This is a genomic window from Bradyrhizobium sp. USDA 4502 (assembly GCF_054063355.1).
Genome location: NZ_JBSSGF010000001.1, coordinates 2,035,721 through 2,051,271, shown reverse-complemented (window position 1 = coordinate 2,051,271; position 15,551 = coordinate 2,035,721). Strand labels below are relative to the sequence as shown.

Here is a 15,551-nt window from a genome sequence, read left to right as displayed (position 1 = left end):
CACCATACGTCCGTTGGCAAACAGCAACCCGATCGGCAAACACAAACTGAGCCGGAGCCCATCGGGATCACTTTCCCTACAGGCTCCGCTCACGCAGATCATTCGACGCTTCTGGAGATCGCGTCCAGGCCGAGGCGACCTGAGATGACCTGTTCAAGGTGGGCTTCCGACGTCTCGTCGGGCACACTCACTCCCTCAAGGTCGGCCAGGACCCTGTACAATTCGTCGTCTAGCGGCTCGAAGATCCCGTTCTCGCGTGTCGCCAGAGCGAAGTATCGCGATTGGCCGTTGCCGCGCAATTCGCCGACAAAATCGAGCTGCCGTCCCGATGCAAGATCGGCGATCACGACGCGACCGTTATGGCTGATCCGCACATAGGGCTCGGCCTCCTTTGGACGGGCCGGCGGCGTGGACCAGAGTTTGCCCGATGGCTGCGGTTGCGGAGGAGGCGTCGGATTGCGCAGCTGCTGCCAACGCCCGAGTGTCAGATGATTGGCGAGCGCGTTGATCGTGGTGCGGTTCTTCTGAAGGAAGTCCTTGGCCGCCACCTCTTCCCGGTGCGGACCGTCGCGCTTGGAGATGATGTAGACCATGTCCCTTTCCTCCCGCCCGGCTGATCGGATGAGCCTGGAGGCTTGTTACACTGCCTCCTTCGGCTCATGCCGGGACTTTCAAGATTGTAACCCGTTCCGGATCGTTGTCACGGTGCAATCAGTCATGCGATCGCGAACGTCACGCCGTCGCCACCATCTGGCGCGTCACCCCCGCCTTGAAGACGTAACCGGACAGTGCGGCCCCCAGGCACGGCGCTACAAAATAGAGCCACACCTGTGACAGCGCATCGGAGCCAGCAAACAATGCAGGCCCCAGCGAGCGCGCCGGATTGACCGATGAGCCCGACACGGCAATGCCGGCAAGATGGATCGCGACCAACGTCAGACCGATCACCAACCCGGCATAGGCAGACGCCGCTCCGTTTTGCGTCGCACCAAGGATCACCGTCAGAAACAGGAAGGTTGCCGACGCTTCGAACACAAACGCGGATAAAACACCGTACTGGCCCCAGCCATTCTGGCCAAAGCCGTTCGCCGCGACATCGTAGCCTCCGACCTTGCCTTCGGCGATGAGGTACAGCACGGCTGCAGCCGCGATTCCTCCGACGAATTGCGCAACGATATAGCCGGAGAAATCCCGCGGCGACATCCGCCCGGCGACGAGCATCCCGAGGCTGACGGCCGGATTGAGATGAGCACCGGAGATATGTCCGATCGAATAGGCCATTGCGACCACGGTCAGGCCGAATGCGAACGCGACGCCCAGCAAGCCGACCTCAGCTCGCATGAAGATCACGGTCGCACAGCCAAAGAACACCAGCGCGAACGTACCGATAAATTCCGCAACATACTTCTGCATAGCTCCCCCTCCCTGGTGATGGATTCGATATCGAGGCCTCTGTCCCCCTGGTCGCGGCCCGCATCGTCTCCTGAGACGGTGCGGTGGAACGCGGACCGCGTGCACGTGCCTCATGCGCGGCCAAGCTTCTCCGCTCCGCCGCCCAATGCCGGCCCTTGTGTCGGATCGATGTACTCCGGCACATCGGCAATCAGGGTGTTGGTGGTCAGCACGAGCGTGGCGACGGAAGCGGCGTTTCGAAGTGCCGTATAGGTCACCCGGACGGGGTCGATGATGCCAGCCGACACCATGTCGATGAATACGCCGTTGGCGGCATCGAACCCGACCCCTGCCCGGGAACTCTGCAGATCGGCTATGACCGTCTCCGCATCATGGCCTGCGTTCCGGGCAATGAAAGCGGCGGGACGCGACAGGGTTTCGCGCACCAGCTTGATGCCCTCACCCAGATCGCCATTGATGTTGCCGAGTGTGCGCGTCACCACCGGCGCGCACTGCGCCAACGCCGTGCCGCCACCGGGCACGATGCCCTCCTCGACCGCGGCGCGGGCCGCGCTGAGCGCATCGTCGATCAACTGGATCGTCCGCTTCTGCTCGACGGGAGTGACGCCGCCTGCAAGGATCACGGCGGTCCCGCCCGACAGCTTCGCCAGCCGCTCCTTGAGCTTGTCCTGTTCGATGTTAGGCGGTGCCAGATCGTGCTGCTTGGCCACCTGCTGACGCCGCGCCGCAATCGCCGCATCGTCGCCGCCACCGCGAATGATCACCGTTTCCCGCGCGCTGGCCCGCACCTGCCGTGCGGTCCCGAGATCGGTCAGGCCGGTTTCTTCCAGTCTGCCGCCAAGCTCGCGCGCGATGACCCGTCCGCCGGTGATGATGGCGAGATCGTCCATCATTGCCTTGCGCCAATGACCATAATCAGGCGGATTGACCACCAGGATCTTGCCGCGATTGTCATCGCCGAGCAGCGTGACGACCACTTCCGGCGCAATCTCCTCGGCGACGATGACGAGCGGCCGCCCGGTCGCGGCAACGGTCGCACGCACCGCCACCAGCTCGGCCGGCGTTTTGATCTTCAAGTCGGTCAGGAGGATGTACGGCTGATCGAGCACCACCTCCATCTTTTCGACATCCGTCACCATGTGGTGGGAGATGTAACCGCGATCGAACGACATGCCCTCGACGACTTCGAGCGTCGTGCTGGTCGTCAACCCGTAGTCGGAACTGATGATGCCATCCTTGCCGACGCGCTGGACCGCCTCCGCAATCAGACCGCCCAGATGGGCGTCGGTCGACGCAATCGTGGCCACCGCCTCCAGCGTCTTGCGGTCCGATACGACGATTGCCGAGCTCTTCAAAGCATCGACAACGACCTCGACGGCCCGGTCGATCCCTTTGCAGAGATCGACGGCCTTGGCGCCCCGCTCCAGTGCTGCAACGCCTCCCTGGATGAGGCCATTTGCAAGCACCATGGCGGTGGTCGTGCCGTCGCCGGCGACCTCGTTGGTCTGCATCGAGACCTCGCGCACCACCTGCGCACCCATGTTCTCGAAGCGATCAGGCAGTTCGATTTCAGAGGCAATGGTGACGCCATCGCGCGAGACGATGGGCGTGCCGATCGGCCTGTCGACCATCGCGTTCATGCCCTTGGGACCGAGGGTCGATTCGACCGCCGCTGCAAGCTTCTGGACCCCGCGCGCGAGAGCACGGCGGGCTTCGGTATGATGTAGTAATACTTTCGGCATTGGCTTCGCTCCCAAGCGGTCGGATCTTGTTGTCTGATTGGGCGGACTTGCTGACCGCTCCGGTTCTTGGCGCTTCCGGGCAGCGCGCAAAACGCACTCCCACGCTTCTAGCTCCTCTAAGGTCAGGGGCTGCCCGATGAAGCAGCACAGCGGCTGCCACAGCCTCCGCACGGTGACGGCGTCCGTCCAGGATTGCCGTCGCTGAGTCCGCGATCGCGGACAGCAAGCAGGCCTCTGCACAATGAACTGTTGAACTCCATATTGATGCGCACTCCCCGCAGCCGCTGCAGATAAGACGCCAGTTCGTGCCGTTTGATGGGGGCCCCCTCGTAGGTGACAAACGTGCGATCCTCCGGGAGGCAGGCCAGGCCTGCTTCAATCAGAAGCTCGCGATAGCGGGGCTTCTGGCGCGCAACATCCGGCGAAGCGAACTCGACCTCGTCAAAGCTACGCAGACTCATCCGGCAGATCTCCGGATCCTCATAGCCCAGCCCCCGCAAGGCCAGTATCATGACCTCCTGGCGCCGCTCGAACGCCTTGCGGCGGAACTTATCCCGCAATTCGTCAAGCGAGCCTCCAGGCGCAAACTCCTTGAGTGCATCGGCAAACGACCTCCCTTCGCGGACACCAAGGTTGATCTGCTCCGCGACCATATGGTCCCGAAGCTGCGGCCGCGCCTCGCGAACCCACGACAGCGACGACACCGCCCGGCGCATGTCGTCGGCCATGAGGAATGCGAAGTTCGCCGAACACCAATATGTCGGCAACCGAAAGACGATATCGACATCACCATCGTCGTCGACGGTGACATGCTCGACGAATCCGAGATCGGTCACCGACTCGTCGAGTTCGGGGTCTGTGACCAACGCGAGGCGCTGCCACACCTCGCTGGTCCTTCGGTCATGCTTCAAGAACGGCGCGTTCATGTGATGTCACCCCGCCGCGGTCGCGTAGGTACCTTTGGCAAGCTTCGCCTTCTGCGCCTCGACGTCCACGCCATAAAGCCGCGCAGCGTTGAGACCGAGGATCTTCTTCTTGGCCTGCGGCGTCAGATCGACACCGTGCTCCTGCTTTAGATCCTCCGGCAGCTCGAAGTTCCAGAACTTCTCGACCAGCCAGCGGGGCGTCCAGATGGCATAGTCGCTGCCGAACAGAATCTTGTCCTCGCCGACCCAAAACAGCAATTCGCTGATCACTTCCGCGAAATACCGGGGACGTCCGTGAATGAACGGAAGCGCGACCGCAAGGCCGCCATAGACGTTGGTCTCCTGCACGGCGATCCAGCAGAAATCGTCCAGTCTGGGCAACCCGCAATGCTCGATGATGAAATTCAAGCCCTGGAAGTCGGTCGCCGCATGATCGACGTCGTGAACATCGAATGCATCCTTGTCCAGCGGGATGATGGTCGGCCCCTTGTGGACGTGGATGTTCGTGATACCGAGCTTCTGGCAGAGCTCGAAGCAACGATAGGCGTTCGGATCGGTGAGCTTCCAGCCCCGCGACTCGCCCTTCCACTCGGCGGTGTAGAGCTTGACGCCCTTGATGCCGAACGTTTCTTTCATGTAGTGAATATATTCCAGCGCCCGCTCGCCGTCGCGCGGATCAAATGCGCCGTTGACGATGAAGCGGTCCTTGTACTTCTTCGCCATTTCGGCGTTGCGGTCGATGGTGTTGAATCCATTCTTGTAGAATTCCGTGAGGTAGGTCGACTGCACGATGGCCATGTCGTCCGGACCGTCGACGAACAGATCGCGGTACATCTGCTCTGCGCTGTACTTCTCGAACTGCTCTTTGGGCCATAGCTTGTCCTTTGGACTGAGCGAGCTGTGGTAGGCATAGAAGCAATCAATGAACTGCTTGCCGTGAATGTTGAGCTGGTTCGCCGGACTGCCGTCCCAAAAGTGGGTGTGACCGTCGATGACGAAGACTTCCTCGCCCGTGGGAGTTATGAACATGATGGTCTCCAGGAATTTGATTAGCTCTGTTCGATCAATCCACGCGTCGTAGCTGCGCGAACACCTTGGAAGCGGCGGGCCACACCTTTGAGGATGCGGCCCCCAGTGAGTGAGCTTCACTCGATGTATTCGAAGACCTCGTCCATGTTCCCGAACAGCGTCACCGTATTGTCGTCGATGCGCACCATCCGGCCGTAATGGGTCGAGGTATTCACTTCGAATATCTCGGCCGTCATGTCCTTTCCGAGGATGTCGCTGATCTCGTCCATCTTGAAGATCAGCTTGCCCTCGCCGTCGATGCGGATCAGGGCCGGCTGGTAAGTCACGGTCACGTTCGGCTTCTTGCCCATGAATTCAGCGATGGCGCGCGCCTCGACGCTGTCGTTCATAGTGACGCCGCACTGATGGGAAATCGTCTGTTCGAAACGAAGATCTCCCATCTTCTGGAAGATGTTCTGGTTAGTCGCACTTCTTGAAGCAACGGACATTGCAGTCTACTCCTTGGGAAGGACGAGACCGAGCTCGCCGAGAATCTTCTTGATGCGCTCGACCGACTGCGCGCGGACGTCGGCGTACTGCACCGGCTTCGAATGTGGCTGCGACCAGATCGGCTGCAGTCCGGCGGCCGCCTTGCTTGCCAGCGCCACGTGCTTGTTCACCCAGCCCTGGAACAACTTCTTGTTGTGCGCGGCATACTGATTGTCGCTCACCAGCAGATGCATCAGATCGATCGTGTTGGCGAGATTGCGCTCATAGTCGGCCTCGGCCGCCGAAATCACCGTCGGCGTGATGAAATCGCCGTTCGGCGAGCCGACCTGCATCAGGAAGCCGCTGCGGAACAGCTCGCCGACCAGCGGCTCGAACACGATGTTGGTGGCGAAGTACTGTTCGAGATAGTCGGCCGACCCCATGATCGACTCGATCGCTTCGCGGGTGCCCTGCCAGCCTTTGTCCTCCAACCACGCCCGCTTGCCTGCGGCGTCGTCGAAGCCCGGAATGTCCATTCCGATCTCGGCGAGATAGAGCGTAATGTCCTGGGCCAGACGAAGCTTGTAGGACGAGTTCGTCAGGGTCGCGTTGTTGATCATCTGGGTATAACCGTAGCGCTGAGCCTGCATCAGCGACGTGCCGAGCCCGAACTCGGCATGTTTCCACGCGCCGAGATGGTTTTGCAGGATCTTGACCCAGGCCTTGTCGAACCCCTTCGGCGCGCCGGACTTGCGGCCGTTGGCGATCACCGATTGGACCATCGTCTCGATCTTGGACTGGCGCTGGTAGTGGGTGCGCTCCCACTCCTGGTCGGGCGCACGGAAGGCGTGCCAATTCGAGCTCAACGCGGCCGTGTTGTCCTTGGTGTAGGCCCCCTTCCCGTTGGGAAAAGAGATGATCCAGTCCTGCAGCAAATAGCGCTCAGGATCGGGCTGAACGTCTACGGTCACGTCCTCATAGTGCGTCGCCCGCTTGCTGCGTGGCTCGAAATACCGGTACTTGCGGCTGTCCGAATCCGGAAATACCGCAGCTCCTGCTGCACCGGATTTCGCTAGAACACTTTGAACGGCAGTCATGGTCGTCTTCCTCCTCCCTTGGTGGGCTCTACAAAAGGCACGCTCGCTAGTCGGAACTCTCAGTTGTTGGCTGGTGTGAACTTGTCGAAGAAGATGCGATCCGACTCGACGTCGTTCATCTGCAGCACTGGCACCAGCGCCTCGATCATCGGCGACGGTCCACAGGCATACACGTCGACGTCTTCGCCATATCCCGCGCTGCGAAGATGCGCTCCGACAGCTTCGTGCACGAAGCCCTTTGCTCCATCCCAGGCCGTGTCATCGGCCGCATGGGAGAGCACCGGAACGAAGTGGAACTCCGGATGCCTGGCGGCGAGCTCCGCGAAGCGATCGAGATAGAAAAGATCGTTGCGCGTCCGTGCTCCGTAGAAGAAGTGTACCGGGCGTTCTTCGCCAGACGCGATGTGATCATGCAGAATCGACCATAGCGGCGACATTCCCGATCCGCCGCCGACCAGGACTATGGCTCCGGTTCTGTTTTCTCGCCGGAAGCAGGTCCCGTAGGGTCCGCGGAGTCCGACCGCGGTTCCGACGGCGAGGTCTCCGTCGAGCCGGGAAGAGAAGCGTCCGTTCGGGTACTTCTTGATGATGAAGGCGAGCTTTTCGCCCTCGATCGGCGAATTTGCCATGGAAAACGAGCGCGTAATCGTCTCTGCCCCCGAGAGCGTGATGTCGACATATTGACCAGCCCAGAACTTCAGAGGTTGCTCGAGCGAAATCTCGAGAAGCCGGATGTCATGGGTCAGTGCGGAGACGCTCGTGACTGTGCCCGTGAAGTCCCTGACCGGGATCGATTTCGACAGCACCTCCTCGTCATAGTTGAGGAGCTCCACCTCGAGATCCGAATAGGCCAAGGTCCGGCACAGCAGGATGTAGTCCTGGCCTCGCTCCATCTCGTTGAGGGCGAACGTCGAATACTTCTTGAGTTCTACTTCGCCTCCGGTGAGAACGCATTTGCACGCCGAGCACTGCCCCTCCTTGCAACCATGAGGCAGTGCGATGCCCTGGCGGAATGCGGCGTCAAGAACGGTCTCGTTCTCCTCGACCTCGAATTCTATGCCTACCGGCTGCAGGCGAACGACATTAGCGGGCGTGCCCATAGGGCCTCCTCAAACCAAGGCTTGCGTATCTTCCGGAGATCGATCGGGAAGAGCCGGCCGGAGCCGGCTCCTTCCGTCTCGGTTAGTTGCAGGGATTGATGGTGAATCCCTTGCGGTACTCGGCGAGGTGCTTCTCCCGGTCGGCCGGGCTCATCTCCCGCAGCGTGAGCAGCGGGCTCTTCAGGATGTGGCCGCGGACGTCGTCGAGCGTCCACATTTCCTTCTCGTCGAAGCGCAGGTGCGGCTGGGCGACCAGGGTCTTGCCGTCCGTGCGCACGAAGCCGAGATCCTTGATGGCATCGGCGATATCCACGTTGTGGTAGACGCTTTCCCATTCGCGACGGCCGCTGAACCGTCCCATCGCCGGGGTCGGACGCCCCTGGTACTCGCCGGCGAAGGCTTCGACGGCCGTCCACCGATCGAGCTCATGGGCGAACGTGTAAAGCTTGCCGTCGATCTCGCCCGTGACCATGTCCTCGCGGATCAGGCAGGGCACCAGGCACGACCAGCAACGATGCGGATAGACGTAACCGACATCGCTGTTGAAGAGGATGTTGGTCTGTCCGCGGTGCGACAGCTTCTCGTACCATTTCCAGAAGTCGCCGAACTGCGCATACCAGCCAGGATACTTGTGCTCGAACCACTCGAAGTCCTTGTCGGTCTGGGCCTCGATGCGCCAGAAGTTGGCCGACCAACCGACCGCGAAGAACTGCGCGACCTTGTGGACGTAATGCTTCTCGGTCAGCCGCTTCCAGGCAGTCTGAACGTCGTCATGATGGATCTTGATGCCATACTTCTCGAGCGGCAGCATGTACGTGCGATAATAGTCCTCGAAGATCCAGCGGTGCCACATCTCCGCATAGGACTCCTTGGCCTTGTCGCGGTTCGTGGTGCCGTATTCGATGAAGGTTCCGATCGCCGCGTCGACGATGGCGTGGTTCTGCCAGAACGCATAGCGCATGTCGCGCTCCAGCAGCAGATGGTTCTCCGGCTCCTTCAGCATCGACATCAGCATCGAGTGGCCGTTGCCGATGTGCCGGCTCTCATCCGACTGAACTGACAGGAACACCGTCGGCAACGCATAGTCACCGTTGCGTGCGGCTTCCGACGGCATGGCGACGAACAACGTGTTGGTGAACGCGGTTTCGGCGACCACGGTCAGATACACGTTCGCAGAGGTGATTGCGTCCCCAGTGATGAAGCCCTCACCGAACTGCCTGCCGATCGTGGTGGCGTAGCACTTTCCGAACGCTTCCTCTGTGATGTCGAAGCCGGCCGGATCGATGTAATTCTCCATGTACCACTTCTTGAGATTCATCTGGATCGTCGAGTGACGGAACTCGTCGACCATCTGCATCGTGAAGCCGGTGCGAAGATCTTCACCCGGAGCAAGGCGACCAACCATGGCCATGGATCGCGCTGCGGAGATTTCCGGGAACGGAATGATCGCCAGGAACAGCTTCATCCACTCGACCCAACGTGGCTCGACGTTGCGGAACATGTCGCCGCGCAGCGCAGCGTCGAGCGCACCGTAGACGCGGTTGTCCTTCTCCTCCTGCATCGGAAAATAGGAGCGGAGGACCTGCTTCATCGGATCCTTTGGCGCCTTCGCAATCTTGTAGTCCGTGGGAAAAGTCATCGCTTCCTGGACGTAGGAAGGGTTCCATCCGAGATCTGCAATCTTCTTTGCAGCATCACCGACGGATATGCCGCGCTGAGCGGTGATCTTGTTGAGTGTTAAAGTTCCAGACATCTCGTCTTTCCTCCTGATCGGGTCAGAAACCACATCGATATTCCGCCTGCCTGAGCCTTCGAGGACCGGGCAGTGCTTACCCGCGCGTTACGGGCCACCTCGCGACCGTTTGCACGGCCGGACGCTTGATATCGGCAAGGGTTTCGGGAACGACTGTGGTGCACCGCAACGATGATCAGGAGCGATCTTCCGAACCACGGTCCTTCGATCGCAATGCTTCATCCCGCACATCATGCGCCCTCAGCCAAGCGTCCCCTTCCCTCGTTCTTGTCGCGGCTCGCCCCGGACGGAGCAGTCGGCATTGTTGTGAGCAGGAGCTTTGCAATGGGCGTGCCAGCGCGTTGGAAGCACTGGCCAGCGCGCTTTCAGAGGCGCTGATGCTGATATTGAGTGGACGGAGCCGTCACATCCGCCCGGCTTGCGGGTGAAGGAGATGCAGATTGCGACGGAAATTGCAGAATGAGAATCCCGACAATGCAAAAGCATCGGCGTGCGCAGCAATTTTTGCACCGCAAAAGCGAAGTGGCTTCGTCGGAAGCCGCAGCGACCGCACGTTGGATGCCGCGATGTTTCGGGATCTCGACCTGGATGGCTTTCTTGCCCGAACGCTTCCCCCACGCGGTTGGACGAGCTAGCGGGAGGTGTCCGCAACGGCCGAGTGCTTCGTCTGCGCCGCCTTGGAGATCCAGCGGTCGCAATAGAGTGCGTAGCAGTCATGACCGCAGAAGGACAGCCCGGTGCTGAATTCCTTGAGATAGCTCGCGCCGATTGGCTCACAGCAAAGCATGCAGAGGGTTCTCGGGCGCAGCCTCATGCCGTTCACCAGAATGAACCTCATGTGACGCCTCTCAATGCGAAGAAACGATGTCACTGGCAATCGCCCCAAATCATCCGCGGAACCGCGAAGCATCTTGCAGTCGGCTCCCGGCGTTATTGAATCGATCAATGCGTGCTGCGATGGGTGCCTGCGCATAGTTCGTGCAACGGCCGTGCCAGACTCCCGACCACCGCTTCCTGAACAAAGTGATCGCCGGTGATCCTGGATGACCGCGCCGCCCCGACTTGAGAGCGACCGCGACGCAAATTGCGACAACGATATGCAAATTGAGACTCGCTGCGAACTTCCGTCGGTGTTTTTGCGATGCAAAATGAGCATCTGTTGGATGCCTGGAAGCCGATTTGATCGACTGGCTGCTTCCGCCCGGTCCTAAAAACCTCCTTCCTTCAAGCCATCTCCGGCCTACACAACCGAACGAGAGCTCCTTCGCTGTGACAGGTGGCCGGGCCTGTGAAATCCACCACGAGCAAATGCTCGCGGTGGACCACGTTCGACTTCACGGAATCAATACGGCGCGTCCATGAATCTTGCCGGCATTGAGATCATGCAAGGCCTTGTTTGCATCGGCGAGGCGATACTCGGCGGTCGCCAATTCAACCAGACCGCGGTCTGCGAGCGCCATCAACTCCGTCAGTTCGGCCCATGTGCCAACCAGATTGCCGATGATGTTCTTCTCGGTGATCACCATGTCGACGGTCGGAATGCGGATGTCCTCGCCATAGCCGACGACATAGTAGCTGCCCATCGAACGGGTCATCGCCAGCCCCCTGGATGTCGTGCCCTTTTCGCCGACGAAATCGATCACCGCCTCTGCGCCGTTTCCGCCAGTCAGAGCCAGAACGGCAGCCACTTCATCGCCGTCGGCTTTCACCAGATGGTCGGCACCTGACTTTTCGGCTAGCTTCAGCGACGCTTCGGACTTGTCGACGACGATAATATCGGCGGCGCACATTGCCTTGAGGCACTGGATTGCGATGTGGCCCAATCCACCTGCACCGATAACGACGCAAGACTCGCCGGGCAAAAGGTGACGCGTCGCCTTCTTGACGGCGCGATAGGCGGTGAGCCCCGCATCCGCGTAAGGCGCCACCTCCTTGGGGGCAAGCGTCCGTGGCAGCGGCACGATATTCCGCTCCGAGGTGCAGAGGAATTCTGCATAGCCGCCGTTGCAATCCAGACCAGGAAATGTGCCGGGGCCATGCATGTCGAAGCCGCGACGACAGGCGAGACACGTCCCTCCGGTGATCTTCGGATGAACGATGACGGGGTCTCCCTTTTTCAGTCCCTCGACTTCCTTGCCGACCTCCTCGACCCAACCTGCATTTTCGTGTCCCATGATGATGGGGAGGAGTTTGTCGCCGGACGGATCCATGTGCGGCTTCCAGACGCCTTCGATGATATGGAGATCGGTCCTGCATACGCCCGCGCCGCCGATTCGGACGATAACGTCGGTCGACTTCGCAAGCTTGGGATCAGGTACGTTTTCTTCGATGACCCAGCGGTCGTTGGACAGCTTCTCGTCATACGCTCTCAATACTTGGGCTCTCATGTTCTCCTCCGTCTGCCCAGCGAACCTTGCGCTCGCCGTCGCGGAGGCGACTCAGCATTTTTTGTGCCAGCACAATTGCTATTGCAGCGCGACGCAGGACTCGGGGTGCCTGTCGGGAAACTTGCCCCGATCAAGATGGTGCCCGTCACGCCAATTGGATGACCCAACGCGATCGAACCTCCTTTGACGTTGATCTTGTTTCGATCGATCCGCAGGTCGCGGATGTACTTCTCCACGGCGACGGCGAACGCCTCGTTGACATCGAACAGGTCGATATCATCGAGAGTCAGTCCGGCCCTGGCGAGCACCTTGAGGGTTGCGGGAACAATATCCGTGGCCGGCGCGACAATCTGCACAGTGGGAAGCGATTCGTAGCGCCCCATGCTCGCGCTGCCTATCGTGAGATTTTTCTTGATCTCCGGGTGCACACGTCGTGCACACGCGGCCATCTAACCAACTGAAAATCTTGAACTCTCGCTCCAATCCATCATCGGGGCAACGGAAAATTTCCATGTCATCTCAATTGCCTAGCCGCAACATCGGTTCAATGCAACATGATGTTTCGGAGCGCTGCCCGGCCGAAACAGGCCCGGCCCAACCAAAATATCGAAAACAACCCCATGCAAAGTAGCTTCGCCATTGCGGGGAGCTCAACGGAGGCGGTCAGAACTGTACCGGCTACCCGGGAAGTCGACAGACATCCGGATGCAGCAGCGGCGCCTCCTTGATCCAGATTTTCGCGCCCTGCGGGCCCACCGTCGCTTTCAGGTCGACGCCGGCGGGTAGCCGACCCCAGCCCTGCGGCTGCAGCGTCTCGCCCCCGATCGTTAGTCCCCCCGATAGAACAAAGAACTCGAGCCCGCGCGCGTTCGCAAGGCTGATCGTCTCACCCGGTCGCCAGTCTTCAAGGCGGACCTCTTCGTCGCCGTCCTTAAATAGAATGCTGACGCTGCTTGCACCGGGGCGCGGCGCAACCTGTTGACCCTCACCTGGCTGACGCACGACCTGGGTCCGGTCCTCGTCCCGGAACTGCCAGAGCCGCACGAAGATGGTGCAGCCGTCCTTCGAGGCGGGAACATGTGACGTCCCCGGAGGGTTGCGGAAGTAGCTGCCCGCGGGATAGTCGCCATGCTCATCCTGAAAGGTACCTTCAAGGACGACAATCTCTTCTCCACCGCCATGCGTATGACGCGGGAAAGCGCTGCCGGGAGCGTAACGCACGATCGAGGTGGCGTGCGCGACTTCGCCGCCAATGCGGAACAGCATGCGCCGATCCACGCCGGCCGACGGACTGGCCACCCAGTCCAGCTTCGAGGCGTGAACGATAACAGGCTTCGACAGATCATCGTTGATGCGCATCATTACTCTCCCTCAGGCGGCGCCATCCGAAACCCACCACTTCGCGATTTCGGATCTCTTGGCCAGTGCAGGTCCCTAAACCAGGACACGTTCAGATGCCCGCGAGCGGAACGCCACTCGCCGCATTCTGCGGTCGTCGTGACGCGATCAGCCGCCGCGCCTCGTCGGCGCGACCACTGCGCAGCAAGGCGCAAGTGACGGAATATTCCAGCAGGTCGCGCTGCGCGCGGCTGCCTCCAACCCTTTCATGGGTTGCCAGGACGGGCGTTAGCTCATCGACGACCCGTGTCCAGTCGCCCTTGGCCAAACCATCGAAGCCGCGCGCGATGGGCACCACCATGTCCGCGGCGGGTCCCTTCGGGTTCTCGATGATCCTCGCCAAGGCCTCCGCATCGCCGGCCATTGCAAAGGCGAGCGCGCTGTGCATGTCGGCAAAGATGATCCCCGAGTTGGGAAACCACTTCGCCGCATACTGGCTGATCTCGCTCCACAGTTCCGGATACCGCGGCTCGCCCGCCATCTCGGCGCGTGCAAGGAACGAGGCGCAATCGGTGAGGACATTGATCTGCGGCCCCCACGAGCCGCCCGGATGCAGCGCCTCACGATAGATCTGCCAGGCTTGATCCCGCCTGCCGGTCTCCAGCGACCACAGGGCAAGATGCCAACTGATATGGCAATGCAGTTGCGCCTCGCGCGGGTAAGCGGCGTTCCATTGCTCGAGATAAGCCAGCCCCTCCTCGCGCTGTCCCTTCTCATAGAACAGATGGGCCTTGATATGCGCAGCGTGAGCGTTGCGGGGACAACCACGAAGGGCGGTCTCGATATTCCTGAAACCACTGTCGAGCCTGTGCAGCTCGATTTCGGCAAACGCGAGCACGGTTCGAAACCACCAGTCATCGCCATAATGGGTTGCAAGCGGCTCCAGCATCGCCAGTTGCTCAACCTCGCGGCCGGACTTGCCCGAGAAGCCGATCAAGCCGAAGACACCGGTGGCCGGTGCCAGCACCATGGCATCGCGCGGCCAGTGCTTGATATGTTCGGCGATCGCCGAAACCGCCGCAGCGCCTTGACCACTCAGGATCTTGGCAAAGATCGCAATATGACCTTGCTCGCGCGAAGTCGTAGCAGGCGCTAGCGCGATCGCGCGTTCGAGCGGCGCTTTGACTTCGTTGCCGCGACCGAGCAGTTGCAGGGTTCGCGCAAGCGCAATGTGCGCCAGAGCAAAACCTTCGTCGGCGGCGATCGCGTCGCGGAATGCCTGGTCAATCCCCGACCCAGCCGAGAGCAGCTTGTCGACGCCGGCGACATATGCGTCGCGGGCGGCGGCAGAGCTTGTGCTCAAGGGGTTGCCGTACCGGTCTTCAAGAACGCCCACCCGATTTCCCATCGAACTCTCGGTCATTTTGATGACACTCCCTCCATGGAAACCTGCTTGGCCTTGGCTTGCCGCCGGCGGCGCTCGTCACCCAGCTTGAGCAGCCGCTCGCGATCCTCTGGATTTACTCTTCCATACCGGGGCCGCCAAAGGGAACCCTCCTCCTTCCACGCAAATGGCGCTTTCACAGTCGTTCGCGGCGCCGTCGCCGTGTCAAAAAGGGCGAGCGCCTGGCGCATGATTTCGCGCTGCATGTCCGGTCGCCAGGGATGCCCGCAAGGATTGCCCAGCGGGAAATCCGTGAAATAGAACCGTGGCACGCCGCAGTGCTCCACGACATCCTGCGCCGAGCCGACAATGACCGTCGGAATGCCGTTCGCTTCCAGATGCCGGGCCACCAAGCTTACGGTCTGATGACACACGGGGCAAAGGGGGCAAAGGATCGCAGCATCAGCCCCGTCTTTTCGAACCCGTGCCAGGATTTCAGGTGCATCCTCCGCGTTCGTTTTCCGTTGGCTGTATTCTGTCGGCACGCCGTGAAAGTGCCGGGTCAGTCCGACAAGGGCGCCCTCGCCGACCAATCCAAAAGCGGCTTCTACCGGCAGGAAGCTGCCCGGATCATTGGTGTGGGTCGACTCCTTGTCCCACGCAACGTTGTCGGTAAACAGCTTCCCGGGCGGCGGCGAAACCTCACCCGACCACACCCGTTTGACGCCGTCAAAATCCGGCGGACTGGCCGTGGTAATCAGTGCGATACGCAGATCCGATGACAGTTTGGCAGGTTTGATGAAAGGGACATCATCAAACCTCGCCCAGACATAGTCGTTGTCGTAACCAAGGGCACGGTAATATTGGCGCGTTCGCTCCATATATTGAACCGGGGTTTCCGCTACGCTCATGTG

General features: G+C 60.7%; 14 protein-coding genes and 1 pseudogene. All 15 read right to left on the bottom strand.

The features are described 5' to 3' along the window. Window positions 1-98: 98 nt before the first annotated feature. Entirely contained in the window at window positions 99-593 is a 495-nt protein-coding gene (locus ACVW1B_RS09045) for a hypothetical protein (protein ID WP_456780900.1), read from the bottom strand. 139 nt (window positions 594-732) lie between these two features. Beyond that, on the bottom strand, window positions 733-1,413 hold the full coding sequence (locus tag ACVW1B_RS09040; protein ID WP_225646130.1) for an MIP family channel protein: 681 nt from the start codon (window positions 1,411-1,413) through the stop codon (window positions 733-735). Window positions 1,414-1,523: 110 nt separating this feature from the next. Beyond that, the gene (groEL, locus tag ACVW1B_RS09035; RefSeq protein ID WP_253610040.1) at window positions 1,524-3,155 is read right to left on the bottom strand and encodes a molecular chaperone GroEL; all 1,632 of its coding nucleotides are present in this window, start codon (window positions 3,153-3,155) and stop codon (window positions 1,524-1,526) included. A 122-nt stretch (window positions 3,156-3,277) separates the two neighbouring features. Then, window positions 3,278-4,081, bottom strand: coding sequence for an iron-sulfur cluster assembly protein (locus ACVW1B_RS09030; protein ID WP_253609240.1), 804 nt, complete (start codon window positions 4,079-4,081; stop codon window positions 3,278-3,280). A gap of 6 nt (window positions 4,082-4,087) precedes the next feature. Continuing rightward, window positions 4,088-5,110, bottom strand: coding sequence for an amidohydrolase family protein (locus ACVW1B_RS09025; RefSeq protein WP_253609241.1), 1,023 nt, complete (start codon window positions 5,108-5,110; stop codon window positions 4,088-4,090). A gap of 116 nt (window positions 5,111-5,226) precedes the next feature. Then, the gene (locus tag ACVW1B_RS09020) at window positions 5,227-5,598 is read right to left on the bottom strand and encodes an MmoB/DmpM family protein (protein WP_028345441.1); all 372 of its coding nucleotides are present in this window, start codon (window positions 5,596-5,598) and stop codon (window positions 5,227-5,229) included. 6 nt (window positions 5,599-5,604) lie between these two features. Continuing rightward, complete coding sequence (locus ACVW1B_RS09015; protein WP_225646127.1) at window positions 5,605-6,675, bottom strand: aromatic/alkene monooxygenase hydroxylase subunit beta; 1,071 nt, start codon at window positions 6,673-6,675, stop codon at window positions 5,605-5,607. A gap of 59 nt (window positions 6,676-6,734) precedes the next feature. Next, entirely contained in the window at window positions 6,735-7,775 is a 1,041-nt protein-coding gene (locus ACVW1B_RS09010; protein ID WP_225646126.1) for a 2Fe-2S iron-sulfur cluster-binding protein, read from the bottom strand. Window positions 7,776-7,857: 82 nt separating this feature from the next. Continuing rightward, entirely contained in the window at window positions 7,858-9,528 is a 1,671-nt protein-coding gene (locus ACVW1B_RS09005) for an aromatic/alkene/methane monooxygenase hydroxylase/oxygenase subunit alpha (protein WP_225646125.1), read from the bottom strand. A 631-nt stretch (window positions 9,529-10,159) separates the two neighbouring features. Then, a complete protein-coding gene (locus ACVW1B_RS09000) occupies window positions 10,160-10,366 on the bottom strand; it encodes a hypothetical protein (protein WP_225646124.1) in 207 nt (68 codons plus the stop codon). A 496-nt stretch (window positions 10,367-10,862) separates the two neighbouring features. Next, window positions 10,863-11,915: an NAD(P)-dependent alcohol dehydrogenase gene (locus tag ACVW1B_RS08995; RefSeq protein WP_456791985.1), complete on the bottom strand. Its 1,053-nt coding sequence runs from the start codon at window positions 11,913-11,915 to the stop codon at window positions 10,863-10,865. Window positions 11,916-12,040: 125 nt separating this feature from the next. Continuing rightward, window positions 12,041-12,241, bottom strand: a pseudogene (locus tag ACVW1B_RS08990) (acetyl-CoA C-acyltransferase); the annotation flags it as partial. Between the two features lie 352 nt (window positions 12,242-12,593). Then, complete coding sequence (locus ACVW1B_RS08985; protein WP_456780901.1) at window positions 12,594-13,274, bottom strand: cupin domain-containing protein; 681 nt, start codon at window positions 13,272-13,274, stop codon at window positions 12,594-12,596. 91 nt (window positions 13,275-13,365) lie between these two features. Further along, complete coding sequence (locus ACVW1B_RS08980; protein ID WP_456821549.1) at window positions 13,366-14,676, bottom strand: tetratricopeptide repeat protein; 1,311 nt, start codon at window positions 14,674-14,676, stop codon at window positions 13,366-13,368. After that, window positions 14,673-15,548, bottom strand: coding sequence for a glycine reductase (locus tag ACVW1B_RS08975; RefSeq protein ID WP_456780903.1), 876 nt, complete (start codon window positions 15,546-15,548; stop codon window positions 14,673-14,675). Before ACVW1B_RS08975 ends, ACVW1B_RS08980 begins: the two co-directional genes overlap by 4 nt. Window positions 15,549-15,551: the final 3 nt, after the last annotated feature.

Coding starts and splice junctions, on each gene's coding strand:
- ACVW1B_RS09045 (WP_456780900.1), bottom strand. CDS start 593: ATGGTCTACATCATCTCCAAGCGCGACGGTCCGCACCGGGAAGAGGTG.
- ACVW1B_RS09040 (WP_225646130.1), bottom strand. CDS start 1,413: ATGCAGAAGTATGTTGCGGAATTTATCGGTACGTTCGCGCTGGTGTTC.
- groEL (WP_253610040.1), bottom strand. CDS start 3,155: ATGCCGAAAGTATTACTACATCATACCGAAGCCCGCCGTGCTCTCGCG.
- ACVW1B_RS09030 (WP_253609240.1), bottom strand. CDS start 4,081: ATGAACGCGCCGTTCTTGAAGCATGACCGAAGGACCAGCGAGGTGTGG.
- ACVW1B_RS09025 (WP_253609241.1), bottom strand. CDS start 5,110: ATGTTCATAACTCCCACGGGCGAGGAAGTCTTCGTCATCGACGGTCAC.
- ACVW1B_RS09020 (WP_028345441.1), bottom strand. CDS start 5,598: ATGTCCGTTGCTTCAAGAAGTGCGACTAACCAGAACATCTTCCAGAAG.
- ACVW1B_RS09015 (WP_225646127.1), bottom strand. CDS start 6,675: ATGACTGCCGTTCAAAGTGTTCTAGCGAAATCCGGTGCAGCAGGAGCT.
- ACVW1B_RS09010 (WP_225646126.1), bottom strand. CDS start 7,775: ATGGGCACGCCCGCTAATGTCGTTCGCCTGCAGCCGGTAGGCATAGAA.
- ACVW1B_RS09005 (WP_225646125.1), bottom strand. CDS start 9,528: ATGTCTGGAACTTTAACACTCAACAAGATCACCGCTCAGCGCGGCATA.
- ACVW1B_RS09000 (WP_225646124.1), bottom strand. CDS start 10,366: ATGAGGTTCATTCTGGTGAACGGCATGAGGCTGCGCCCGAGAACCCTC.
- ACVW1B_RS08995 (WP_456791985.1), bottom strand. CDS start 11,915: ATGAGAGCCCAAGTATTGAGAGCGTATGACGAGAAGCTGTCCAACGAC.
- ACVW1B_RS08985 (WP_456780901.1), bottom strand. CDS start 13,274: ATGCGCATCAACGATGATCTGTCGAAGCCTGTTATCGTTCACGCCTCG.
- ACVW1B_RS08980 (WP_456821549.1), bottom strand. CDS start 14,676: ATGACCGAGAGTTCGATGGGAAATCGGGTGGGCGTTCTTGAAGACCGG.
- ACVW1B_RS08975 (WP_456780903.1), bottom strand. CDS start 15,548: ATGAGCGTAGCGGAAACCCCGGTTCAATATATGGAGCGAACGCGCCAA.